23 protein-coding genes are annotated in these 22,405 nt (G+C 71.0%); 19 read left to right on the plus strand and 4 right to left on the minus strand.

What is annotated here, in order from left to right:
* Positions 1–49: 49 nt before the first annotated feature.
* The 5 genes from KYK13_RS04730 to KYK13_RS04750 all read left to right on the plus strand — a co-directional run bounded on the left by KYK13_RS04730 (position 50) and on the right by KYK13_RS04750 (position 6,222).
* Positions 50–1,540 carry an MraY family glycosyltransferase gene (locus KYK13_RS04730; protein WP_223642306.1) on the plus strand — a complete coding sequence of 497 codons (1,491 nt, stop codon included), beginning with the start codon at positions 50–52 and terminating at the stop codon, positions 1,538–1,540.
* Positions 1,541–1,544: 4 nt separating this feature from the next.
* Complete coding sequence (locus KYK13_RS04735) at positions 1,545–2,621, plus strand: nucleotidyltransferase family protein (RefSeq protein WP_223642307.1); 1,077 nt, start codon at positions 1,545–1,547, stop codon at positions 2,619–2,621.
* Positions 2,622–2,660: 39 nt separating this feature from the next.
* Positions 2,661–3,632, plus strand: coding sequence for a nucleotidyltransferase family protein (locus KYK13_RS04740; RefSeq protein ID WP_223642308.1), 972 nt, complete (start codon positions 2,661–2,663; stop codon positions 3,630–3,632).
* A gap of 104 nt (positions 3,633–3,736) precedes the next feature.
* Complete coding sequence (locus tag KYK13_RS04745) at positions 3,737–5,035, plus strand: UDP-glucose/GDP-mannose dehydrogenase family protein (protein WP_223642309.1); 1,299 nt, start codon at positions 3,737–3,739, stop codon at positions 5,033–5,035.
* A complete protein-coding gene (locus KYK13_RS04750) occupies positions 5,035–6,222 on the plus strand; it encodes an acyltransferase (protein ID WP_223642310.1) in 1,188 nt (395 codons plus the stop codon). Before KYK13_RS04745 ends, KYK13_RS04750 begins: the two co-directional genes overlap by 1 nt.
* 28 nt (positions 6,223–6,250) lie before the next feature.
* Here KYK13_RS04750 and KYK13_RS04755 read toward each other — a convergent pair whose 3' ends face one another.
* Positions 6,251–6,526 (minus strand): hypothetical protein, encoded by a 276-nt coding sequence (locus KYK13_RS04755; protein ID WP_223642311.1) that lies wholly within the window; start codon positions 6,524–6,526, stop codon positions 6,251–6,253.
* Positions 6,527–6,710: 184 nt separating this feature from the next.
* On the opposite strand from KYK13_RS04755, the gene KYK13_RS04760 reads away from it, so the two are divergent.
* Positions 6,711–9,335, plus strand: a complete 2,625-nt coding sequence (locus KYK13_RS04760; RefSeq protein WP_223642313.1) for an O-antigen ligase family protein — start codon at positions 6,711–6,713, stop codon at positions 9,333–9,335.
* A gap of 5 nt (positions 9,336–9,340) precedes the next feature.
* Here the strand turns inward: KYK13_RS04760 and KYK13_RS04765 are convergent, their stop codons facing one another.
* The gene (locus tag KYK13_RS04765; protein ID WP_223642315.1) at positions 9,341–9,880 is read right to left on the minus strand and encodes an aminoacyl-tRNA deacylase; all 540 of its coding nucleotides are present in this window, start codon (positions 9,878–9,880) and stop codon (positions 9,341–9,343) included.
* A gap of 133 nt (positions 9,881–10,013) precedes the next feature.
* On the minus strand, positions 10,014–11,336 hold the full coding sequence (gene astB / locus KYK13_RS04770; RefSeq protein WP_223642316.1) for an N-succinylarginine dihydrolase: 1,323 nt from the start codon (positions 11,334–11,336) through the stop codon (positions 10,014–10,016).
* Between the two features lie 18 nt (positions 11,337–11,354).
* Between astB and KYK13_RS04775 the strand changes: the two genes are divergently transcribed.
* The 13 genes from KYK13_RS04775 (at position 11,355) to KYK13_RS04835 (ending at position 21,795) form a co-directional block, all read left to right on the plus strand.
* The gene (locus KYK13_RS04775; protein ID WP_223642317.1) at positions 11,355–12,308 is read left to right on the plus strand and encodes a lysophospholipid acyltransferase family protein; all 954 of its coding nucleotides are present in this window, start codon (positions 11,355–11,357) and stop codon (positions 12,306–12,308) included.
* 13 nt (positions 12,309–12,321) lie between these two features.
* Positions 12,322–12,864, plus strand: a complete 543-nt coding sequence (locus KYK13_RS04780) for a hypothetical protein (RefSeq protein ID WP_223642318.1) — start codon at positions 12,322–12,324, stop codon at positions 12,862–12,864.
* A complete protein-coding gene (locus KYK13_RS04785) occupies positions 12,861–13,496 on the plus strand; it encodes an LptA/OstA family protein (protein ID WP_223642319.1) in 636 nt (211 codons plus the stop codon). Before KYK13_RS04780 ends, KYK13_RS04785 begins: the two co-directional genes overlap by 4 nt.
* Positions 13,493–14,233 carry an LPS export ABC transporter ATP-binding protein gene (lptB, locus tag KYK13_RS04790; protein WP_223642320.1) on the plus strand — a complete coding sequence of 247 codons (741 nt, stop codon included), beginning with the start codon at positions 13,493–13,495 and terminating at the stop codon, positions 14,231–14,233. Before KYK13_RS04785 ends, lptB begins: the two co-directional genes overlap by 4 nt.
* A 252-nt stretch (positions 14,234–14,485) precedes the next feature.
* Positions 14,486–16,003 carry an RNA polymerase factor sigma-54 gene (rpoN, locus tag KYK13_RS04795; protein ID WP_223642321.1) on the plus strand — a complete coding sequence of 506 codons (1,518 nt, stop codon included), beginning with the start codon at positions 14,486–14,488 and terminating at the stop codon, positions 16,001–16,003.
* A 68-nt stretch (positions 16,004–16,071) separates the two neighbouring features.
* Positions 16,072–16,710, plus strand: a complete 639-nt coding sequence (locus KYK13_RS04800) for a GNAT family N-acetyltransferase (protein ID WP_223642323.1) — start codon at positions 16,072–16,074, stop codon at positions 16,708–16,710.
* 16 nt (positions 16,711–16,726) lie between these two features.
* Positions 16,727–17,515 carry a hypothetical protein gene (locus tag KYK13_RS04805; protein ID WP_223642324.1) on the plus strand — a complete coding sequence of 263 codons (789 nt, stop codon included), beginning with the start codon at positions 16,727–16,729 and terminating at the stop codon, positions 17,513–17,515.
* A 10-nt stretch (positions 17,516–17,525) separates the two neighbouring features.
* Positions 17,526–17,804 carry an SDR family oxidoreductase gene (locus KYK13_RS04810; protein ID WP_370645400.1) on the plus strand — a complete coding sequence of 93 codons (279 nt, stop codon included), beginning with the start codon at positions 17,526–17,528 and terminating at the stop codon, positions 17,802–17,804.
* Between the two features lie 184 nt (positions 17,805–17,988).
* A complete protein-coding gene (hpf, locus tag KYK13_RS04815) occupies positions 17,989–18,645 on the plus strand; it encodes a ribosome hibernation-promoting factor, HPF/YfiA family (protein WP_223642326.1) in 657 nt (218 codons plus the stop codon).
* A gap of 190 nt (positions 18,646–18,835) precedes the next feature.
* Positions 18,836–19,297 (plus strand): PTS sugar transporter subunit IIA, encoded by a 462-nt coding sequence (locus tag KYK13_RS04820; RefSeq protein ID WP_223642328.1) that lies wholly within the window; start codon positions 18,836–18,838, stop codon positions 19,295–19,297.
* Between the two features lie 23 nt (positions 19,298–19,320).
* Positions 19,321–20,166, plus strand: coding sequence for a hypothetical protein (locus KYK13_RS04825; protein WP_223642330.1), 846 nt, complete (start codon positions 19,321–19,323; stop codon positions 20,164–20,166).
* Between the two features lie 73 nt (positions 20,167–20,239).
* Positions 20,240–21,337, plus strand: coding sequence for an alpha/beta fold hydrolase (locus KYK13_RS04830; protein ID WP_223642332.1), 1,098 nt, complete (start codon positions 20,240–20,242; stop codon positions 21,335–21,337).
* Positions 21,337–21,795 carry a hypothetical protein gene (locus KYK13_RS04835; protein WP_223642333.1) on the plus strand — a complete coding sequence of 153 codons (459 nt, stop codon included), beginning with the start codon at positions 21,337–21,339 and terminating at the stop codon, positions 21,793–21,795. The genes KYK13_RS04830 and KYK13_RS04835 overlap by 1 nt, the downstream gene beginning before the upstream one ends.
* Before the next feature lie 135 nt (positions 21,796–21,930).
* Here the strand turns inward: KYK13_RS04835 and dtd are convergent, their stop codons facing one another.
* Positions 21,931–22,392 (minus strand): D-aminoacyl-tRNA deacylase, encoded by a 462-nt coding sequence (gene dtd, locus KYK13_RS04840; RefSeq protein WP_223642335.1) that lies wholly within the window; start codon positions 22,390–22,392, stop codon positions 21,931–21,933.
* Positions 22,393–22,405: the final 13 nt, after the last annotated feature.

Below are 22,405 nucleotides of genomic sequence, written 5' to 3' on the forward strand. Positions count from 1 at the left end.
ACGCGCTCCTCGGGTGGCCGTCACGATGCAGGGCGGACGCTCCGCTCGCATGGTCACCTTCTTCGTCGCCTTCCTCGTGTCGCTCCTCGTGGCGCTGGTGCTCACGTGGCGCGTGCGTGAGCGTGCGCTGGCGTGGGGCTGGTTGGATCAGGCGAACTCCAGCCGCAAGGTGCACGTGCGGGCCGTCCCCCGGCTGGGCGGCATCGGCATCGTGGGGGGCTTCTTCGCGCCGCTGTGCGCGCTGTTCCTCGTGGACTCGGGCGTGGGGGATCAGTTCCTCGCGCAGACCACGCTCATCGTCGGCCTCTTCGTGGGCGGCGCCATCATCGCGGGGCTGGGCTTCTACGACGACCTCCGGGGCGCGAGCGCGAAGCTGAAGTTCTCCGTGCAGTTCGCGGTGGCGCTGGGGCTGTACGCGCTGGGCTTCCGCATCGAGGTGCTGGCCAACCCCTTCGGCGCGGAGCTGACGCTGGGGCTCTTGAGCCTGCCGTTGACGGTGCTGTGGGTGGTGGGCGTCATCAACGCGCTCAACCTCATTGACGGGTTGGACGGGCTGGCGGGCGGCGTCGCGTTCTTCGGCGTGGGCACCCACTTCCTGCTCGCGCTGATGCGCGGGGACGTGCTGCTGTGCCTGCTGATGGTGTCGCTCGCGGGCGCCATCCTCGGGTTCCTGGTGTTCAACTTCAACCCGGCGTCCATCTTCATGGGGGACACGGGCAGCATGTTCCTGGGCTTCGTGCTCGCGGCGGTGTCCATCAAGACGTCGTCGAAGAGCGGCACCGCGGTGGCGCTGCTCGTGCCGGTGATGGCGCTGGGCCTGCCCATCATGGACACGCTGCTGGCCATGGTGCGCCGCTCGCTGCTGGGCAGGCCCATGTTCAGCGCGGACCGGGAGCACATCCACCACCGGCTGATGAGCCGCCTGCTGTTGTCCCACCGCACCACCGTGCTGGTGCTCTACGCGCTGTGCACGCTGTTCATGGTCACCGCGCTGGCGCTCAACTTCGCCAACAGTGTGCAGAGCGCGCTGCTGCTCAGCGGCATCGGCGTGGTCATCATGGTGCTGATGCGCAAGCTGGGCTACCTGGACATGCTGCGCCACATGGACGTGGTCCAGCAGACGCGCCAGCGCAACCTGGAGCTGCGTTCGCTGGTGCGCTCCGTCATCGGCGCGGTGCGCGACGCCGGCTCGCTCCAGGAGGTGTGGAACGCCGTGCGCCCGCTGTCCACGGGGCTGAGCCTGTCCGCGCTGGAGCTGCGCCTGCGCCGCCCGCACGAGGACCTGGACGGAGGCGTCGTCTTCGAGTCCCAGCATCCCGATGCCGGCGCCGCGGCCGCGTGGGAGGTGCGCCTGGACGTGAAGGAGGCGGACATCCTGTACGGCGCGCTGCGCCTGGTCTGGCGCGACGGCCGGGCCGCCATCGACCGGGACGAGGAGCTGGCGTTGGAGGTGGTGGCGGACGCGGTGGCGGAGCGCGTGGGGCAGCTCGTGGCGCTGGAGGCCGCGGAGCCCCAGCGCATCATCGCGCTCCGGCGGTGAGCCCATGCGCGACGCTCCGGCCCTGCTGACCCTGCTCCGGGCGTGGCCCGATGCGCCGGCCGCGCCCGTGCTCCTGGACGCGGACGCCTGCGACGCGCTGGTGAAGGCCGCCGTGCGCCACGGCCTGGCGGGCTTCGTCGAGCACGCGCTCATGAAGGCGGGCTGGACGCTGACCCCGGACGCGGGAGCGCTCCTCACCCGCGAGTCCCGCTCCGCCGCGGCGCGGGGCCTGCGCGTGCGGTCGCTCTTGTCGCGCAGCCTGGCGGCGCTGACGACCCTGGGCGTGACGCCGGTGCTGCTCAAGGGCTACGGGCTGGCGCGCAGGCTCTACCCGGAGCCGCTCCAGCGCGCGACACATGACGTGGACCTGCTGGTGCCCCGCGCGCGGGTGCTGTGCGCCGTGCACGCGCTGGAGGGCATGGGGCTCACCGCCCGGGCCGGCGACGTGGACCGGGACGACGCGCACCACGTGGAGCTCTCCGGCCCCGAGGGGTTGGTGGAGCTGCACTACCGCGCGCTCGCGGGCTACGGCCAGGCGCTGGAGGGCGACGCGCTGGTGGCGCGGGCCATGGACGCGACGCTGGACGGCCACCCCGTGCGCTACCTGAGCCCCGAGGACGAGGCCGTGTACCTGGCCCTGCACGCGAGCAACCACCTGTTGCAGCGGCTGGCGTGGCTGTTCGACCTGAAGCTGCTGGCGCGGGCGCACCCGGGGCTCGACTGGGACCGCGTGGTGACGCGCGCGCGGCGGACCGGACTGCCCCACCTGGTCTGGTACGCATGGGATGCCGCCTGGCGGCTGCTCGACGCGCCCGTGCCGCCGTGGGTGCTCAAGGCGCTCTCACCGCCCCGGTGGCAGCGCGCGCTGGCGACGCGGCTGTTCTCCGGGCCCCGGCTGGTGGGCGCGGACCTGGCCCGCAACAAGCCCGCCTGGGTCGCCGCGAAGCTGGCCCTGGCACCCCGGGCCCGGCCCATGGTGCGGTACGCGCTCCGGCGGCTGCGCGGCGCCCGGCCCCCTCTCGAGACGGGGGCGGAGCCAGGGGCGCCACGGCCCGTCCGCTCGCCCGCTGGAAGACGGTGATTGCGGCGGGCAGGCCCGTCCCATTAAAGGTGCCGCACCATGGCGCCTGGCCTCCTCGACATGTTCAGGGTCCTGTCCTCGTTCGACCCGCCGCGCGGCAAGCTCAAGGGCGCGCCGTGGGAGGCCTACGTGGACTGGGCCATCTCCCAGGGACTGGCGCCGCTCGCGGCGTACAACCTGGAGTACCGGATGGGCGGTGGCGAGGCGCCGGAGTGGGCCCGCGACCGGATGATGTCCATCTACACCGGCTCCGTGAACGACAACGTCATGAAGCTGGTCCACTTCAAGCGCATCGTGGATCAGCTGGAGGGCCGCAAGCTGCTGCTGCTGGGCGGCGCGGCCTTCGCGGAGGCGCTCTATCCGCACGTGGGCTTCCGGCCCGTGCTGGACATCCAGGTGCTGGTGCGCCGCATGGACGTGGACGGCTTCGCCGGCTACCTGTCCAACCACGAGTTCGTCCCGGAGCCGGACACCGGCAACACCGGCGCGGCGCGCGTGGTGTCCGACGGCCGCACCCCCATCCACATCTACGCGGACGTGCTGGGCGCGAACCGCCGTGAGCAGTTGGCCGGCATCTTCGAGCGCGCCCGACCCATGAAGGTCTACGGCCAGTCCGTCTTCCGTCCGGAGCTGGAGGACGCGCTGTTGCTCACCGCGCTGGACCAGGCCCATCACGGGTATGACGTGCCGTGGCTGTCGTTCGTGGACCTGCGCGAGCTCATCACCGGCGCCACCTGGATGGGCGGCGTGTACTCGCGCCCGCTGGACGTGCCCGCGCTCCTGTCGCGCGCGGAGGCGTTCGGGCTGGAGCGCGCTCTCTACACGTCGCTGGCCATCGTGGCGCGTCTGTTCCCGGAAGCCGAAGCGCAGGCCACCGCCGCCTTCCCGCCGCTGCGCCGCGCGACGCGTGAGCTTCTGGACCGTGGGGTGGTGGGTCCGGTGAGCACCCCCGGGCGCTCTTCCGCCCTGCGGGGTGTGGACCGACTGCGGCGCATCCTCACGGGACGATAAGGCTGTCTGGTCGCTCGGCGTGCCGTGGACCCGGGCTTTCTTTCGGTGCGCGGGTCGGCGTATGAGTCCATGACGCCACCTGTCGAAACCAGGACACTGAAAGAATGCGCATTGCCATTATCGGATCGGGTTACGTCGGACTCGTCGCGGGCACCTGCTTCGCGGACTCGGGCAACGACGTCGCGTGCGTGGACATCGACGAGCGGAAGATCCGCATGCTCCAGGACGGGCAGGTTCCCATCTACGAGCCGGGGCTGGAGGAGCTCATCCGCAAGAACGTGAAGGAGAAGCGCCTCACGTTCACCACGAACCTGGCCGAGGGCGTGCAGAACGCGCAGGCCGTGTTCATCGCCGTGGGCACCCCGGAAGGGGAGAGCGGCGAGGCGGACCTCCAGTACGTGCTGGCGGCGGCGCAGGCGGTGGGCCGCGCGATGAAGCAGTACACGGTGGTGGTGGACAAGAGCACCGTGCCGGTGGGCACCGCGGACAAGGTTCGCGACGCCATCGCCAAGGTGACGGACGTGGAGTTCGACGTCGTCTCCAACCCGGAGTTCCTCAAGGAGGGCGCCGCGCTGGACGACTTCTTCAAGCCGGACCGCGTCGTCATCGGCGCGAACACCGAGCGCGCGCGGAAGATCATGGGAGAGCTCTACGCGCCGTTCGTGCGCACGGAGAACCCCATCCTGTTCATGGACACGCGCTCCGCGGAGCTGACGAAGTACGCGGCCAACGCGATGCTGGCCACGCGCATCTCCTTCATGAACGACATCTCCGCCCTCTGCGAGAAGGTGGGCGCGGACGTGGACTTCGTGCGCAAGGGCCTGGGCGCGGACAAGCGCATCGGCTACCCGTTCCTCTTCCCGGGCGTGGGCTACGGCGGCTCCTGCTTCCCCAAGGACGTGAAGGCGCTGGTCACCACGGCGCGTGAGTACGGCCTGGAGCTGGACCTGCTGCGCGCGGTGGAGCGCACCAACGAGCGGCAGAAGAAGCTGCTCGTGAACAAGGCCGTGAAGCACTACGGGTCGCTGGAGGGCAAGAAGTTCGGCGTCTGGGGCCTGGCGTTCAAGCCGAAGACGGACGACATGCGCGAGGCTCCCTCCATCGAGGTCATCGAGGGGCTCATCGGCAAGGGCGCGTCCGTGATTGCGCACGACCCGGTGGCGGCGCACGCGTCCAAGCGCGTCTTCGGCGACCGCATCCGCTACGCGGACCTGCCGTACGACGCGCTGGAGGGCGTGGACGGCCTGTTCGTGGTGACGGAGTGGAACGAGTTCCGCCACCCGGACTTCGACCGCATGAAGAAGCTGATGAAGTCGCCGGTCGTCTTCGACGGCCGCAACATCTTCCAGCCCGAGCGCATGCGCGAGCTGGGCTTCACCTACTTCGGCATCGGCCGGAAGTAATGAAGCAGCAGTCCGGAGGTTCGCTGGATGCACTGACAGGGCTGCGCTTCCTGGCGGCCCTGCACGTCGTGTTGTTCCACTTCGGCACCCCGTGCATCCAGGGCGTGGCGCCGGAGTGGATGGTGCAGGGGGTGGCCTCCGGCTATGCGTCCGTGGGGGTCTTCTTCCTCCTGTCCGGCTTCGTGCTCGCGTACAACTACGTGGACACGGCCGGAAGGATGCAGACCCCGCCCCGGGCCTTCTGGAGCGCGCGGGTGGCGCGCGTCTATCCGGTGTTCCTCCTGATGTTCCTCTTGTCCGCGGTGCCCACGGCGCAGGGCTCGCTGGCGGCGAACTCCGTGCCGGTGTCCATGGCGAAGCTGGGCACGGCGGGGCTCACCACGCTGATGCTGCTCCAGTCGTGGGTGCCGAAGCTGGCGCTGTACTGGAACCCGCCGTCCTGGTCCGTGTCGGTGGAGGCGTTCTTCTACGCGGTGTTCCCCGCGCTGGCCGGGCGGCTGGAGCGCTTCCGGGGCGCGCGCATGACCTTGGCGCTGGCGGGCGCGTGGCTTCTGGGGCTGCTGCCGCCGGTGCTCTACCTGGTGCTGCGGCCGGACGGGCCGGGCACGTTGAACGCGGCGTTCGGCGGCGCCTGGCTGGCGGTGGTGAAGTTCAATCCGCTGATGCGCCTGCCGGAGTTCCTCCTGGGCGTGCTGCTGGGGCTCGTCTTCGTGCGGGAGCGGGCGGCGGCGACGTCCCGGCGCTCCGGCGCGGTGATGGCGCTGGCGGGCGCGGCGCTGCTGATGGTGGGCTTCTCCCAGGGCGCGGCGGTTCCGTATCCGCTGATGCACAACGCGCTGCTGGCGCCCGCGTCCGGGCTGCTGGTGTACGGGCTGGCGCGCGGCGGTGGTCCGCTGGGGCAGGTGCTGGCGCGGCCGTGGCTGGTGCACCTGGGCGGGGCCAGCTACGCGCTGTACCTGCTGCAGTACCCGGTCAGCGAGCTGGTGCACTGGATGGAGCGGTTCGTGGACCTGTCGTCACCCACGCGCTTCCTGGCGGTGCTGCTGGTGTTGCTGGTGCCCGCGTCGGTGGCGGTGCACCGGTGGGTGGAGACGCCGTGGCGCACGCGGGTGCGACGCGGGCTTCAGCCGTGGGTGGAGGGCACGCCCGCGCCGTCGGCTTCGGCGCGCGTGGCGCCGGGCGCCTGATTCGCGGGAGGGACCGGGCACCGTCCCTTCAGCGGGCGAGGCCGCAGGCCTTCTTGCCTTCCTCGGTCTCGATGGCGCGGCAGTCGCAGCCGTCGAGCTTCGCCTCGCAGACCATCTCGTCCTCGGCGGTGGGCTCCACGCGGCCCTCCTCTTCGGCGGCGCGCTGCTGACAGGCCTGCTTCTCCACCGAGTTCAAGGCGCACTCGCAGAGCTTCTCGGACAGCTCGCGGCAGGCGGTCTTGCACGCGGTGAGTCCGGAGAGGGAGGCGCAGAGGACGGCGGCGGTGAGCAGGAGGCGACGCATGGGGTCGGGCGAAGATGCCAGATGGTTCCCCGGATGCAAGCGGTGTCCCCGGGGGCACGTTCATTCGCGGGCCCGGTCCCTGGACGGACGTGCCCGGGGAGCAGTCGTCCAGGCGTCACCTCCGCCGTCCGGCGGGACAGTCCACGGAGGTCCCCGAGGAGCGTGACATACTCCCGCGCCGCGCATGGCTCCTGGCTCCCACCGCGTCTCCCGGTACACCGTCTCCGCGGAAGTGGCGCTCGCGGCCCTGGTGGTGCTGGGGCCGGTGGCGCTCGGCGGCGCGGCGCACTGGGTGTCCTGGCCGCTGGGCGTGCTGTCCGGGGCCGCGGCGGTGCTGGCCGTTGTCGGGGCCCGGCGCCAGGGAGACACCCTCCGCGTGCCGCTCCTGGCCGCGCCGCTGGTGGGGGGCGCGGTGTTGTGCGCGCTGCAATTGGTGCCGCTGCCACCGGGGCTGCTCTCGTGGGTGAGCCCGCAGGCCGCGGCGCTGCGCGAGGACGTGCTCGTTCCGCTGGGGCTCACGGGCTGGCGCCCGGTATCGCTGGAGCCCTCCGCCACCTGGCGTGAGCTGGCGAAGCACGTGGCCTACCTGCTGACGTTCGTCGCGGCGGTGCAGGTGTGCCGTGCGCGGGCGTCGCGGCAGCGGCTGCTCGCGGTGCTGACGTTCACGGGCGCGGCGGTGGCGACGGTGGGGCTGGGGCACGCGCTGTCCGGCGTGGAGACGCTCTTCGGGCTGCGGGCGTACGTGCATGCGCGGCCGCCGCTGGTGACGCCGTTCGGCAACCCCAACCACCTGGCGGGCTTCCTGGGGCTGTGCTCGACGGTGGCGGTGGGGCTCGCGCTGTCGAAGCAGCCGCGTGCGCGCGCGTGGCCCTTCGCGATGGCGGCGCTCGTCTCCGGGGCGGGCGTGATGCTGTCGCTGTCGCGCGCGGGCATCGTGTTCTTCGTCTTCGGGCAGGTGCTGCTCGCCGCGTGGCTGATGAAGCAGCGGCGTGAAGCACGCACTCCCGCGAGGCCCGCGTGGGGCCGGGGCGCGGCGGTGCTGCTGGGGCTGCTGGCGACGCTGTCGGTGGGCGCGTACCTGGCGGCGGATCAGCTGTGGGCCGAGGCGCGCACCGTGGACGGCGTGGAGTCCCTGCGCCACGGCAAGATGGAGCCCTGGCCGATGATGGCCCGCGCGGCCCGTGCCTTCCCGGTGTCGGGAATGGGGCGCGGCGCGTTCGAGGCCGCCTTCCCGCGCTACCAGACCGAGCCCAACCCCAACACCTTCACGCACCCGGAGAACGAAGTCTTGCAGGTGGCGGCGGAGTGGGGCGTGCCGGGACTGCTGCTGCTCGGGCTGGGCGTCTGGGCCTTCGTGAAGCGCGTGCGGCGCGAGGACCACGGGCCGGTGGAGCTGGCGGTGCTGTCCGGCGTGGCGGCGCTGGCGCTGCACAACCTCTTCGACTTCAGCCTGGAGCTGCCCGCGTGCGCGGTCGCGGTCGCGGTGGTGCTGGGCGCGGTGTCCCGGCCCCGCGAGGCCGAGCGGATGGCCGTGCGCCGCACGCGGTGGGAGACCCTGTCCGCCCGCCCCGCGCTGATGCTGGCGGCGGGGCTCACGGTGGTGATGCTCGTCGCGCTCGTGCCGGGGCGGCGGAGGATGGCGGACGCGGAGGCGCTGCTGGCGCAACGCGTGGCATCCCGTGCACCCGGCGCGGAGGTGCGCGCGCTGGGGCTCCAGCTCATCGACGTACACCCGGCGGACTACCTGCTGTACCGGCTGCTGGCGATGGCCTCCGTGTCGAGCGGCGCGGCGGGTGCGAACGACGCCCTGGCCCTCGTCAATGACACGCTGTACCTGCGGCCCCTGGATGCGCCCGCGCACCGCGTGGCCGCGCGGGCCCTGTTGCACCTGGGCCGGCGCGAACAGGCGTTCCTGGAGTACCGGCTCGCGCATGAGGCCGGGGATCCGCGCGTGTTGATCAGCGAAGCGATGCCCCGGGCCCGCACGGTCGAGGAGCTGAAGGCCCTCACGCCCGAAGCGCCTGGACAGGCCGTGGAGCTGGCGGAGGCGCTGCTCGCCGTGCCCGCGCGCCGCGCGCTGGGGCTCGGATGGCTCGCCTGGGCGCGCGAGCACTTCGAGGGCCGGCCCGAGGCCACCGCGCTGTGGATGCAGGAGTCCCGCGGACGATTGGCCCAGGGAGAACCTGCCTCGGCGGAAGCCGCCTGCGCGGAGGTGGAGCGGCGCGCTCCGGACGCGCTGGCCACGCACCTGCTGCGCGCGGACGTGTGGCGTGCGCAGGGGAGGGGGGCGGAGGCACTCCAAGTACTGGAGGCGCTCGCGAAGCGCTTCCCGCGGGACGTCGAGCTGGCCTTCACGCTGGCCACTCGCCAGCAGGAGGCGGGCCTCACGCGGAAGTCCCGGGATACGCTGGCCGCCGTGGCGCCGTACCTGACGGACCTGCGCCAGCGCGCGCGCCTGTTGTCACTGGAGGCGGACAGCTTCGAAAAGGAAGGCCTGCTGGCCCGCGCGCTGGAGCAGCGCCGCTCGGTCGTGGGGCTGCTGCCCGGTCCGGAGAGCCACTTCGCGGTGGCCCGGTTGCAGGAGCTGCTGTCGCGCTACGACGCCGCGGCGCGCTCGGTGCACGAGGGCCTGCGGCTCATGCCGCTCGAGGACGCACGTCGCGCCGAGGGAGAGGCGTGGGCGGCGCGGCTGGAGGAACACGAGCGTGCGCTGCGGGACGCACACAAGAAGACGCTGCTGGAGGATGCGCAGGCGCGGGACCCGGAGCCGCCGGGCTCCCCGGCGGTCAGCGACGCTCCCGCGCCGTGATGGCCTCAGGCGGGAGCGCTGGAGTCCTCCAGGGGCGCTCTGTATGAGGGCCTCTGCTCCGCCTCCTCCTCTTCTTTCGCCAGGGGCTGGGTGAAAGACGCGACCAGGGGCCACTCCAGGCGCGCGAAGTCCTGGAAGCGCATCTCCAGGGCCTCCTCGTGCGAGCCCGCCCGGAACAGCAGCCGCTCGTTGACGCTCAGGGATTCATCCATCGCGACAGGCAGGCCGTACAGCTCTCCGAAGGGAGGCTCGGCGCCCGTCTCGCAGTCCGGGAAGTGGTCGACGAACTCGGCTTCCGCGGCGAGCCTCGCCGTGCGGACACCCAACGTGTGGCGCACCTGCCGCAGGTCCACGGCCGACATCGCGGGCACGACGACGATCCAGGGCTGCCGATCCGCCATCACGATGACGGACTTGGCCACGCGCCAGCCGGGCACGTCGAGCGCATCCGCGAGCTCCATCGCCGTGACTGCCCGGGCGTGGGCATACCGCTCGAAGGGGACGCGGTGCCGCCGCAGATAGCTCTGGATGGCATTCGGGATCATGGGGGACATCACCTCCTTCGCGTTCAAGGTGTGTCCGGACGACGCGGGTGGCCATTCGTCACCCAGACGAGGCGGCCGTGACTGCCTGCCCTCATCCGGTGCGCCGGAGGGCAGGCAGGCGGGCATGCTCACGTCACTGCTGGAAGTCGTACACGCTGCCCAGCTTGAGCAGGCGCGTCAGCTCATCGAGCGCGGTCATCGTCTCTCGCGCGAGCGCCGGGTCGCGCACGTCCTCCGGCTTGAGCACGTCGCGGTAGTGCTTGCGCACCCACGCCGCCAGCGATTCGTGCAGGGCCGGCGAGTAGAAGACGTCCGCGGTGATGGCCGCGCGCTCCGCGTCCGTGAGCGTGATGCGCTGACGCAGACACGCCGGGCCACCGCCGTTGTTCATGGACTGTCGAACGTCCAGGTAGTGCACCGCCTTCACCGGGTTGTCCCCGGCGACGACGCGCTCCAGGAAGGCGCGGGCGGTGGGCGTCTCGCGGCTCTCGATGGGCGCGATGATGGCCATGGTGCCGTCCGGCAGCGACAGCACCTGCGAGTTGAACGGGTACGCACGCACCGCGTCCTTCACCGGCAGCTCGGCGTCCGTCGCCACCTCGAAGCGCAAGGCGTCCCCCAGCTTCTCGCGCAGCGTCTGGAGGAGCTTCGGGTGCTCCACGAACGCCAGCGCGTGCAGCATGAGGAAGCGCTCGTTGCCCACCGCGAGCACGTCCGTGTGGAACGCGCCCGCGTCGATGCCGTCCGGGTGCTGCTGCGGCAGCAGCACCTGCTCCGGGGCCAGCCGGTGCAGCCGCGCCAGGGCCTGGCTGGACTCCAGCGTCTGGCGCGCGGGGAAGCGCTGCGGCCCCTTCACGTCCTGCCACGCGCTGCGGCCCCAGGCGAGCAGGTGCACGGCCTTGTGGCCCGGGGTGAAGAGGCGCGTGTGGTTGGCCGCGCCCTCGTCCGCGAAGTGAGAGCCGCCCGGCAGCGGGGCGTGCACCTGGAAGTGCTTCGCGTCCGCGAAGATGGCGCGCAGCACCGCGTGCGTGGTGTCCGCCTCGATGGCGCGGTGGAACATCTGCGTGAGGTTCGCGGGCGTCAGGTGCACCCGGCCGTCCGCCGTGTCCGCCGACGGCGCCACCGTGGCCGCGTTCGCCGTCCACATGGCGGAGGCGCTGGAGGTGAGGCGAAGCAGGTGCTCCGCGTCGCGCGCGGCGCGGGTGATGACGTCCTCGTCGGAGCCCGTGAAGCCCAGCGCGCGCAGGGTGCGCAGGGACGGGCGCGGCTGGGGCGGCAGCACCGCCTGGCCCACCCCCAGCTCCGACACGAAGCGCATCTTCTCCAGCCCCTGGAGCGCCGCCTCGCGGGGGTGGCTGGGCTGGCCGCCGTGGTGTTGTGACGCCAGGTTGCCCGGCGAGAGGCCGGCGTAATTGTGGGTCGGGCCAATGAGGCCGTCGAAGTTGTATTCGCGCATGGGATATGGAGACGCGTCGTGGAGCGTCCCCCTTTAACAAAGCGCCTCAAGCGTTACCTGCGCTACCTGCTCATCGCCGGGATGTTGCGCGTGCTCCAGTTCCTGTCCCTGGGAACGGCCCGGGCCCTGGGCATGACGCTGGGCGGCTGGGCGTACGCGCTCGCGGGAGGGGAGCGCAGGAAGGCGCTCAAGTCGCTGGCCCGCGCCTTCCCGGAAAGGACGGAGGCGGAGCGTGACGCGCTCGCCCGGGGCGCCTTCCGCCACCTGGCCGCCGCGGCCCTGGAGGTGGCCTCCTCGCGCGCGCTGGAGGCCGGGCTGGAGGCCCTGGTGGCCTGGCCGGAGGAGGACCGCCGCGTGCTGGAGGCCGCGCTGGCGAAGCGGAAGGGCGTCGTCTTCGTGTCCGGACACGTGGGCAACTGGGAGCTGCTCGCCCGGCGCGTGGCGAAGGCGGGCTACCCCAGCCAGAGCATCGCCAAGGAGACCAGCGACCCGCGCCTCACCGCGCTGGTGGAGGACTTCCGGGCCAGGGGCGGCGTGCGCAGCATCTGGCGCGGCCAGGAGGGCGCGGCCCGGGCCATGCTCCGAGCGCTCCGCGGCGGCGAAATCCTGGGCATCCTCATCGACCAGGACACCAAGGTGCAGTCCGTCTTCGTGCCCTTCTTCGGGGAGCTGGCGGCCACCCCGCGCGCGGCGGCGGACCTGGCGCTGCGCACCGGCGCGGCGGTGGTGGTGGGCTTCTGTCAGCGCGAAGGGCAGGGCTACCGGCTCACCATGGAGGAGGTGCCGCACCCGGACGCGACGGAGCGTGAAGCGGCCGTGCAGGCCCTCACCGCCGCGCTGTCGCAGCGCATCGAGGCGGCCATCCGCCGCGCGCCCGAACAGTGGGTGTGGATGCATCAGCGCTGGAAGACGCGTCCTCCCGAGGACGTTCCCCCAGCCCTACCTGACGCGCCGTCCGCCCCGGCACGGTGATAAGGAAGACCTCGTGCCGCGCCTGCTTGCCCTGAGCCTCCTGGGACTCCTCGCCACCGGCTGCTCGCCGCGCCGTCCGGCTCCGGGCGCCGTGAACGAGCCGCACCCGGACGTGGTGCTGGAGGGCGCGCACCTGCGCTCCTATGAAGGCGACACGCTCCAGGTCTCCGGCACCGCCGCGCGCGTCCTCTACCGGCGCGCGGGCGGCGAGGTGCAGGCCACCGACGTCGTCGTCAGCCTGCCTCCCGGCAAGGGCTCGCCCGCGTCACAGCAGGCGGGCACCACCATCGCCGCGCCGAATATGGACGGAAGCCTCGCGTCCAAGACGTGGGTGGGCTCGGGCGGCGTCGTGGTGCGCACGGGGGAGGGCCTGGTGGCCAACACCCCCCGCCTCACCTACGACGCGGATGCGCGGCGGGCCCACGGCGAGGAGGGCGTGACGATGAAGGGCCCCGACTACCAGATGCGAGCGGACCGCTTCACGCTGTCCGCCGCGGACCAGACGTTCACCTTCGAGGGCACGGTCCAAGCCGTGCTGGGTGGAGCGACGGAGTGATTGAGTTCCTCGTGATGGCGCTGTTCCTGGCGCAGCCCGCGTCCTCCCAGGCCGCCGCGCCTCCCACGCCCGGCGCCCCGGCCGTCGCGCAGGCCACGCCGGCCGCGAAGCCCGGTGCCGCCGCCCCGGCTCCGCCCGCCGCGCCGGCCCCGGGCACCCCGGCCCCCCCGCCGGGCACGTCCCTGGCGCCCACGGGCCTGCGCAACCCGGTGGACCTGTCCGCGGACCACGTCACCGGCGACCGCAACCAGGCGGTGCTCACCGGCAACGTGGTGGTGAAGCACCAGACCATGGACATCCGCTGCGACAAGATGACCGGCTACTACAACGCCACCCGCCAGGTGACGCGCGTGGTGTGCGCCGGCAACGTGCGCGCCGTGGACGGCGACCGGCAGGCCCGGGGCGAGCGCGCCGACTACGACGTGCCCTCGGGCGTGCTGGTGGTGACGGGGTCTCCGGAGGCCCGGCAGGGCAACACCTACCTCACCGGCACCAAGGTGCGCCTCATCCTCGGCAACGAGCGCCTGGAGGTGGAGAACGCCCGCATCCTCGTGGATTCCCCGGCCTCCACCGTCGTCCCCGGCACCCGCAAGAAGGCCCCCGTGCCCAAGGCCACGGGGGTGACCCCGTGAGCGGCGCGAAGCTGTTCGCCGAAGGGCTCCAGAAGTCCTTCCGCGGCCGTCAGGTGGTGCGGGGCGTGTCCTTCAACGTCGCCCCCGGTGAAGTCGTGGGCCTCCTGGGCCCCAACGGCGCCGGCAAGACGACGAGCTTCAACATGGTGGTGGGTCTGGTGACGCCGGACGCGGGCCGGGTGCGCGTGGGCGACGAGGACCTCACCCACCTGCCCATGCACCGCCGCGCCCGCCGTGGCGTGGGCTACCTGCCGCAGGAAGCCTCCGTCTTCCGCAAGCTCACGGTGCGCGAGAACTTCCTCGCCGTGCTGGAGCTGGAGAAGGGCCTCACCGCCCAGGACCGCAAGAAGCGCGCGGACGCCCTCCTGGAGGAGTTCGGCCTCTCCCACGTCGCCGAGTCCTGGGGCGAAACCCTCTCCGGCGGCGAGCGGCGGCGCGCGGAGATCGCCCGCAGCCTCATCCCCGCCCCCGGCTTCATCCTCTTCGACGAGCCCTTCGCCGGCGTGGACCCCATCAACGTGGGCGACCTCCAGCGTCAGATCCACCTCCTGCGCGAGCGGGGCCTGGGCATCCTCATCACCGACCACAACGTCCAGGACACCCTGGGCATCTGCGACCGGGCCTACATCATCGCACAGGGGCAGATCCTCGAAGAGGGGACGCCCGCGCAGATCGCCAATTCGGCCCGCGCGAAAGCCGTCTACCTGGGAGACCGGTTCCGTCTCCAGGCTCCGTGAAGAGCCGCTCTCCCGGTATGCCTCCAGATGCCTGGGGTGAAGTTGGCCTCACTTTTGCGTCGACGTTTGAACATCTGCCAGGCAGGCGGGGGTTGCGACAACCTGTCGGATTTCCAGCGGATTTTTGACGATGCAAATCAGAAACCATGCGCTGGGACACTGGACGCGGCGGGGGGTTGTTGTTAGGTTGGCACGGTCCTTGATTGGAGTTCCCAATCAAGTGGCCCGCTAGCCTTCTGGAGACGCCCCCGCATGGCGATGGAACTCAAACAGAGCCTGAAGCTCGCCCAGCAGCTGGTGATGACGCCCCAGCTGCAGCAGGCCATCAAGCTCCTCCAGCTCTCTCGCATGGAGCTCCTGGACCAGGTGCGCGAGGAGATGGAGCAGAACCCGCTCCTGGAGCAGCCCGAGGAGGGCATGCCCGGCGAGGTCGCCGACAAGGAGCCCGGCGAGGCCTCGCTCGAAGCGGACAACACGGAAATCGCGCGCGACATCGACCTGCCGTCGGCGACGCCGGAGACCGCCCAGGAGTTCAAGGCGGACGGCGAGGGTCCCCCGGAGATTGACTGGGAGTCCTACCTCAACAGCTACCAGTTCAACGAGCCCACCACCGCCTCCAACAAGGGCAACGTGGCCACGGACGACCTGCCGTCGTTCGAAGCCAACATGGTGAAGAAGGAGGACCTGGTCGACCACCTCCAGGAGCAGCTGGGCACGCTGCGGCTCAACGAGGCCGAGCGCCGCGTGGGCGTGCTCATCCTGGGGAACCTGGACGACGACGGCTACCTCAAGCTGCCGGAAGTGGAGGGCGACCCGCTCATCCGCCTGGCCAACGAGGCGGACGTGCCCATGCACGTGGCCGAGCGCACCCTGCGGCGCATCCAGAACCTGGAGCCCCGGGGCTGCGGCGCGCGCGACCTGCAGGAGTGCCTGCTCATCCAGCTGCAGGCGATGAAGGACCCGAACGCGGCGCTGCTGGGCCTCATCATCAAGCGGCACATGAAGTACCTGGAGAGCAAGAACCTGCCGGCCATCGCCAAGGACCTCAAGGTCTCCCTGGAAGAGGTGGTCGCGGCGGCGAAGCTGCTCCCGAAGCTGGACCCGCGGCCGGGCCGCAACTTCAGCGGGGACGACGCGCAGTACATCACCCCCGACGTCTTCGTCTACAAGCTGGGGGACGACTACACGGTGGTGCTCAACGACGACGGCCTGTCCAAGCTGCGCATCTCCGGCATGTACCGGAACGCGCTCAAGACGGGCGCGGTGAGCCCCGGGCAGACGAAGGAGTTCATCCAGGACAAGCTGCGCAGCGCGATGTGGCTCATCCGCTCCATCCACCAGCGGCAGCGGACCATCTACAAGGTCACCGAGAGCATCGTGAAGTTCCAGCGGGACTTCCTGGACAAGGGCATCGCGCACCTGAAGCCGCTCATCCTGCGCGACGTGGCGGAGGACATCGGCATGCACGAGTCCACCGTCAGCCGCGTCACCACGAGCAAGTACGTGCACACGCCGCAGGGCATCTTCGAGCTGAAGTACTTCTTCAACTCGTCCATCGCGCGCGTGTCCGGCGAGGACACGGCCAGCGAGGCCGTGAAGCACCACATCAAGCAGCTCGTGTCGCAGGAGGACCCGCGCAACCCGTACTCGGACCAGAAGATCGTCGAGCTGCTGCGCGCGCAGGGCACGGAAATCGCCCGGCGCACGGTGGCCAAGTACCGCGAGGTGCTGGGCATCCTCCCCAGCAGCAAGCGCAAGAAGTACTTCTGAGCCGTGCGCCGCCCTCCGGCCCTGAGCGTCCAATCATCAGGGCCGGAAATGGGGCATAAAGCGGGTCCATGGACCCCGTGCTCCCCACCGATGTCGGCGTTCCCCGTCGTGAAGGCGTGCCGCTCGTCGTGCCTCCCGTCACCCTGGAGGGGAGGGCGGCGCGGCTGGAGCCGCTGAGCCTGGACCACGTGCCCGCGCTCGCGGCGGTCTGCGAACCTGAAATCTTCACCCACTTCTCGCGCGTGCTGCGCACGCAAGACGACGTCGCGGCCTACGTCACCGCCGCGCTGAAGGCGGCCGCGGCGGGCACCGAGCGGCCCTTCGCCATCATCGAGCGGGCGAGCGGGGGCGTGGTGGGCACCACGCGTTACATGGACATCTCCCGCGAGTACCGGACGCTGGAGATTGGCTCCACCTGGCTGGGCCGCCGGGCGTGGCGCACGCGGGTGAACACGGAGTGCAAGCTCCTGCTGCTCACGCACGCCTTCGAGACGCTGGGCGTGATGCGCGTGCAGCTCAAGACGGACAGCCGCAACGCGCGCTCCAGGGCGGCAATCGAGCGGCTGGGCGCTTCCTTCGAAGGCATCCTGCGCAACCACATGCTGGTGCGCGGCGGAGTCGTGCGGGACAGCGCGTACTACGCGTTCATCGACACGGAGTGGCCCGGCGTGAAGGCGCGGCTCGAAGGACTGCTGGCGCGGCAGTGATAGGGTGCCGGCCGCCATGACCCTTCTCTTCCCGAGCCCGCGTCGAACCTTCTCCTGCCTCACTGCCCTGGGGGCGCTGGTGGCGCTCACCGGCTGTGGCGGCGGCGAGACGAAGGTGATGACGCTGGCGGAGCTTTCGGACCGCTCGCTCACGTACGCGCTGACGGACGTGGACGACGCGGAGACGCCGGACGCGCAGGGCGCGCACCGCTTCACCGTCAGCTACTCCGTGAAGGCGGACGGCCCTTGCTCGCGCTTCGCGGACGACGTGACGGCCACCCTCAACGGCCAGCCCATGACGCTGGTGCCGGGCAGCGCGTCGGACGTGGGCGGACGCTCGGAGGCGTGTGAGAACAGCCGCGCCTACTTCAACTACGACCCGGCCGCCTGGGGCCGCGAGCCGGTGGAGGACATCGTCGTGCAGCTGAAGGACTCGAGCGGCACCGTGCGCCTGGTGGTCCAGAACGCCAAGGCCAAGCGCAAGTTCACGTTCCAGGGAGAGGGCGCTCCGGACAAGCTGCGCGTGGGGCAGTCCTATGTCTTCCTCTGGGAGCCGTCCACGGAGGTGCCCGGCCCCGTGGAGGCGCTGCTCCTGCGCGAGGGGGGGCGCGCGCCCGGCGTGCTCGCCGTCACGCAGGACGGCAACAAGGTCACCCTCCCCATCCCCGCGGGCACCCCGCAGGCCAACCACACCCTGACGCTGGGCGCGGACCTGGTGGGCGCCGTGACCGAGTGCACGGGCGTGGCCTCGTGCTCCGGCGCCATCTACCACGCGCAGGACTTCGTGCTGTCCGTGGTGCCCTGACGCACAGGGCCTGTCGCAGGAGCTCATCGGCCGGGGCCTCCGCGTGAACGCCGTGGCGCCGGGCCCCGTGTGGACGCCGCTCATTCCCCAGTCCCATGACGGGGAGAAGGTGAAGGAGTTCGGCAAGAACTCGCCCACGGGACGTCCCGCGGAGCTCGCGCCCTCGTACGTGTTCCTCGCGTGCGGCGAGTCGCGCTTCGTCACCGGAGACATCCCGGGCGTCACCGGAGGCATGTTGCTGGCCTGCGCACCACGCACTCGGGGTGGGGGACTCCCGGCCGGAAAATGAGGCCCGGGTCGCAGCCCCCACCACGTGCCCGCCAGCGGACACAAGACGTGTCCTATTGCGGTCGCTTGCGCGAGCGCGAGCCGTGTACGGGAAGTTCCAACCTGGGGGGCCGGGTTGCTTTCGGCGTGGGCTCCGTTTCTGATCTGTGACGGAGCTTACCTCTCTCCCTAGGAGGCAGCCACGCATGCAGCTCAACATCACCTTCCGTCAGTTCGGAGCGTCGGATTCGCTGAAGGAGTACGCCCGTGAAAAGGTCGAAAGGGTGAACCGACTGCTGGACCGGGCTGGTGAGGCCCACGTGGTGCTGTCGTTGGAGCGGCACCTGCATCATGCGGACATCACCATCCACTCCGGCGCATGGATCCTCCGGGGGCGTGAGAAGAGCGATGACATGTACGCGTCCATCGACCTGGCGATGGACAAGATCGAACGCCAGCTGCGCCGCTACCGGGACAAGCTCAAGTCGCACCACGGCCGTGAGAAGGTCCACCACCGCCAGGACCTGGTGAAGGTGCGCCACGACATCTTCGAGGTCCACGACGCCGAGGCCGCCGAGGCCGCCCCCGAAGAGGCCAGGCCCGCGGCCCAGGCCGCGCCCGTCGCCCAGGCGCCGGTGGCCGAGTCGGGCGTCGCCCGCCTGGTGCGCACCACGCATCTGGCCATCCAGTCGCTGTCCGTGGATGACGCGGTGATGCAGATGAACTTGATGAACAACGACTTCTACGTGTTCCAGAACCAGCAGTCCCAGGCGCTGTCCATCGTCTACCGCCGCAAGGAAGGGGGGTTCGGCCTCATCGAGCCGCACCTGCCCGCCGCGCCGGTGGCCGCCACCGGCACCTGACAGCCAGGCTGGGGCCTGGGTCCGGGAGCATCCCCGGACCCGGGGCCCGGGGTGGGGGAGCGGCCCGGGCTGACGCGCAGTGAGCGAAGCGCCTGTGACCGCCCAGGCGACCCTTGCGCGAATCCAGTGTGAGGAGTAATTGCCGGCCGAGGAATCATTGCCGGCCCGGAGCGCCAGTGCGGGAGCGCCATTGAGAATCGCCGATTTCCTCAGCCCCCAGGCGGTCGTCGCGGACATGCAGTCCAAGACGAAACCGGAGGTGCTGCGCGAGTTGAGTGCCACGTTGGCCCGGGCGCACCCGACGCTGCGCGAGGACCGGCTGGTGGCGGTGCTCCAGGAACGCGAGAAGCTGGGCAGCACGGGCATTGGTGAAGGCGTGGCCATTCCGCACGGCAAGCTGGCGGGCATGGACAGCCTCCAGGCGGCCTTCTGCGTGTCGCGCGCGGGGGTGGACTTCGAGTCCATCGACGGCAAGCCCACGCACCTGTTCTTCGCGCTGGTGGCGCCAGAGAACAGCGCGGGGGTGCACCTGAAGGCGCTGGCGCGCATCTCGCGGCTCTTCAAGAACCCGCGCTTCCGGGCGGCCATCCTGGAGGCGCCCACGGCCGCGGACATCCACGCCCTCATCGTCCAGGAAGACGCGCGGCCCTGAGGGCCTGACAGGAGGCGCCCCACATGGACGTCGTCCTGCGTCCCATCAACGACCGCTTCTTCCACGAGCAGGTGCTGCCATTCTTCACGCGCGCCATGGGGGATGCGTCCGGCGCGCTGGAGGAGCTCGCCAACCACCTGGGGGACGCGCAGGCGTTCACCCTCTGCCAGCGGCTGGCCTCGTCGGCGCTGCCGGGGGGCGTGGGGTCGGTGGACTCGGATGGGTGGATGGACCTGGTGGACCGGCTGGTGTTCCAGCCCTGGCGCGAGGCGCCCGGCGGCTGGGAGGTGGGCGGCGCCCCCGGTGGCTACGCGGACGAGTGGGACGAGGCGCTGAACCTGGCGTTGATGGTGGAGGACCCGGCCTATCCCTACTGGGACGTGAAGGCGGCGCGAGTGGTGCGCGACAACTTCCGCCGGCGTCCCCCGGGAGAGCAGGGGCTGGCGTCGCTCCTGGCCGGGCAGTGGGAGCCCTTCCCGGAGTTCCCGCCGGACCGCGTCTTCGTGACGCAGGGCCGGGGCGAGTACGCGGTCCGTGAGCGGTTCGCCTTCGCGGACTGGGCCTGGCGGCCGGCGAAGACGGTGCTGCACTGGCAGGTGAACCTGCCGCGCAAGCTGGAGCGGCTGCTGGCGCGCGAGCAGGAGCGCCTGAAGCTGCCGATGCTGCCGGAGCGCGACGAGGTCTTGGGCTACTGGACGGGGAAGCTGCCCCAGCCGCCGCCCTTGTCGGTGCTCTTCTCCGGCCTGGGGCCGAGCGCGGCCACGTGGATCCGCGAGCTGGGCGCGCTCACGCTGCACCTGCGCACCGCCGCGCAGACGAAGCAGGGCCTGGCCGCGCTGGTGACGCGCGGGACCACCGTGCGGCTGTGACCTGACGGCCAGGTCCCTGGCCGGTGCTTCCAGGGTTTCCCTGTTCCGTTGATTCCGGCAATGATCCGGCGCCATGCGTCGCTTCGTGTCTCCGGTGGGTCCCCTGCTCCTCGTCGCCGCCGCGGTGCTGACTGGCGGCTGTTCCTCCTCGAAGAAGGCGGAGGCTCCGCGCACGGACCACACGTCGCTCTACGGGGCGGACGCGGTCTACGCGGTGGGGGTGACGCAGGCGCTGACCTATGAGGACGCGGTCCGTCACCGCACGTTGAAGCCGGTGGTCTGGTACCCGGTGGCGCCCGGCACGCCGATGGACAACCGCGCGCCGTCGGACCTGTTCAAGCCCTTCTACGGCGCGAAGGACGCACCGTTGGCGGAGGCGCGGGAGCGCTGGCCGGTGGTGCTGCTGTCACACGGCAGTGGTGGCTCGGTGATGGACCTGTCCTGGTTCGGTTCGAACCTGGCGGCGCACGGCTTCATCGTCGTGGGGGTGAACCACCCGGGCAACACCTACGGAGACACGAGCCCGGAGGGCTTCGCACGCGCCTACGAGCGTCCGCAGGACTTCACGGTCATCCTGGACCACCTGCTGAAGGATCCGAAGTGGGGCCCGCGAGTGGATCCGGAGCGCATCGGTGCATCGGGACACTCCATGGGGGGCTACACGGCGCTGGCGCTGGTGGGCCTGAACCTGAACCTGGAGTGGATCGAGAAGCGCTGCAAGACGCCAGGCACTCGAGAGGAGATTGGGTGCGAGGCGCTGCGCGACGTGGACTACAGCCGCATCGACATGAAGCACGCGCGCGCGTCGTATCTGGATCCGCGAGTGAAGGCCGCGTTCGCGATGGCGCCGGGCATGGCGGCTTCGTTCGAAGCGCGGGACACGGCGGACATCCAGAAGCCCGTGGAGCTGGTGCTCGCGAAGGGCGACGAGCTGATGCCGCATGAGGCACACGGCATGCACCTGTCCGGGCTGCTGCCAGCCGCGACCACGACGACGGTGGTCCTGGACGACGCGGGACACTTCACCTTCCTGCCTGAGTGCTACCCGAAGGGCTTCGACGTCATCGCGATGCTGTGCCGTGACCCGGTGGCGGGAACGCGCCCGGCCTCGCACGCACGGACGAACGCGGAAGGCGTGGCCTTCTTCCGCCGCACGCTCGACGTGCACTGATGCTGTTCGAGAACAAGCGTGGAGAGCGCTTCGCGCTCCGCCTCGTGGGCTACCAGTTCCCCGATGGGGATGACGCGCTGAACTGGCTGAACATCGAGATCGATGCGGTCTTCGCCTCCGTCGCGTGGAGGGCCACCGACCCGGCGCTCGAGACCTTCGAGGTCGCGGCGTTGGCGGACTGGCTCGAGGGGCTCGCGGCGGAAGCGCCCACGCAGGAGTCCCTGCACTTCACCGAGCCCAACCTGGTGTTCAAGCGGCTCGCTGGCGACGGGAGGGAAGTCCACGTGCGGGTTCAGGTGAGGGGCGAGTTGCGGCCCCGGCCAGCCATCGATTCCTTCGGGGCGAAGGTGCACGCGGACTTCGCGCTCGACGCGGTTGCGTTGAGGCGGGCCTCTGGGTCCCTGCGGGTACAGCTTCAGCGCTTCCCACCCCGTGACGAGCCAGACCCCGACACCTGAGGTCCGTCCGGTTGGATGAGAAAGAGAGAATCCTGCGGGGGCGCCCCGTCGGCGGCGCTCTGCGGAAACCTGTCCGACAGTCGGACAGGTTTTTGAAGACCGTGCCAGGCGGGGGGCGCAGGGATGCTCGGGAACTCAGGCCGGAGGCGCGGCCTTCGGCGGGCTCTCCAGGAGGATGGTGACGGGCCCGTCGTTCACGAGCGCGACCTTCATGTCCGCGGCGAAGATGCCGGTGCCCACGGTGAGTCCGCGCTGGCGCAGCGCTTCACAGGCCCGCTCGTAGAGGGCCTTGGCCGCGACGGGCTCCATCGCGTCGATGAAGCTGGGCCGGCGGCCCTTGCGCGCATCGCCATAGAGCGTGAACTGGCTCACGACGATGAGGTGCTTGGACGTGTCCTCCAGCGACAGGTTCATCTTTCCGTCGGCGTCCTCGAAGATGCGCAGCGTGGCCAGCTTCTCCACCATCCACGTGAGGTCCGCGTCGGTGTCTCCCTTGCCCACGCCCAGGAGCACGAGCAGGCCCGGGCCCATCTCGCTCACGCGCTTCCCGTCCACCGTCACCGACGCTTCCAGCACCCGCTGCACCACGGCCTTCATGTCTTCGTCACCT

It is taken from the genome of Corallococcus sp. EGB (assembly GCF_019968905.1).
GTDB lineage: Bacteria > Myxococcota > Myxococcia > Myxococcales > Myxococcaceae > Corallococcus.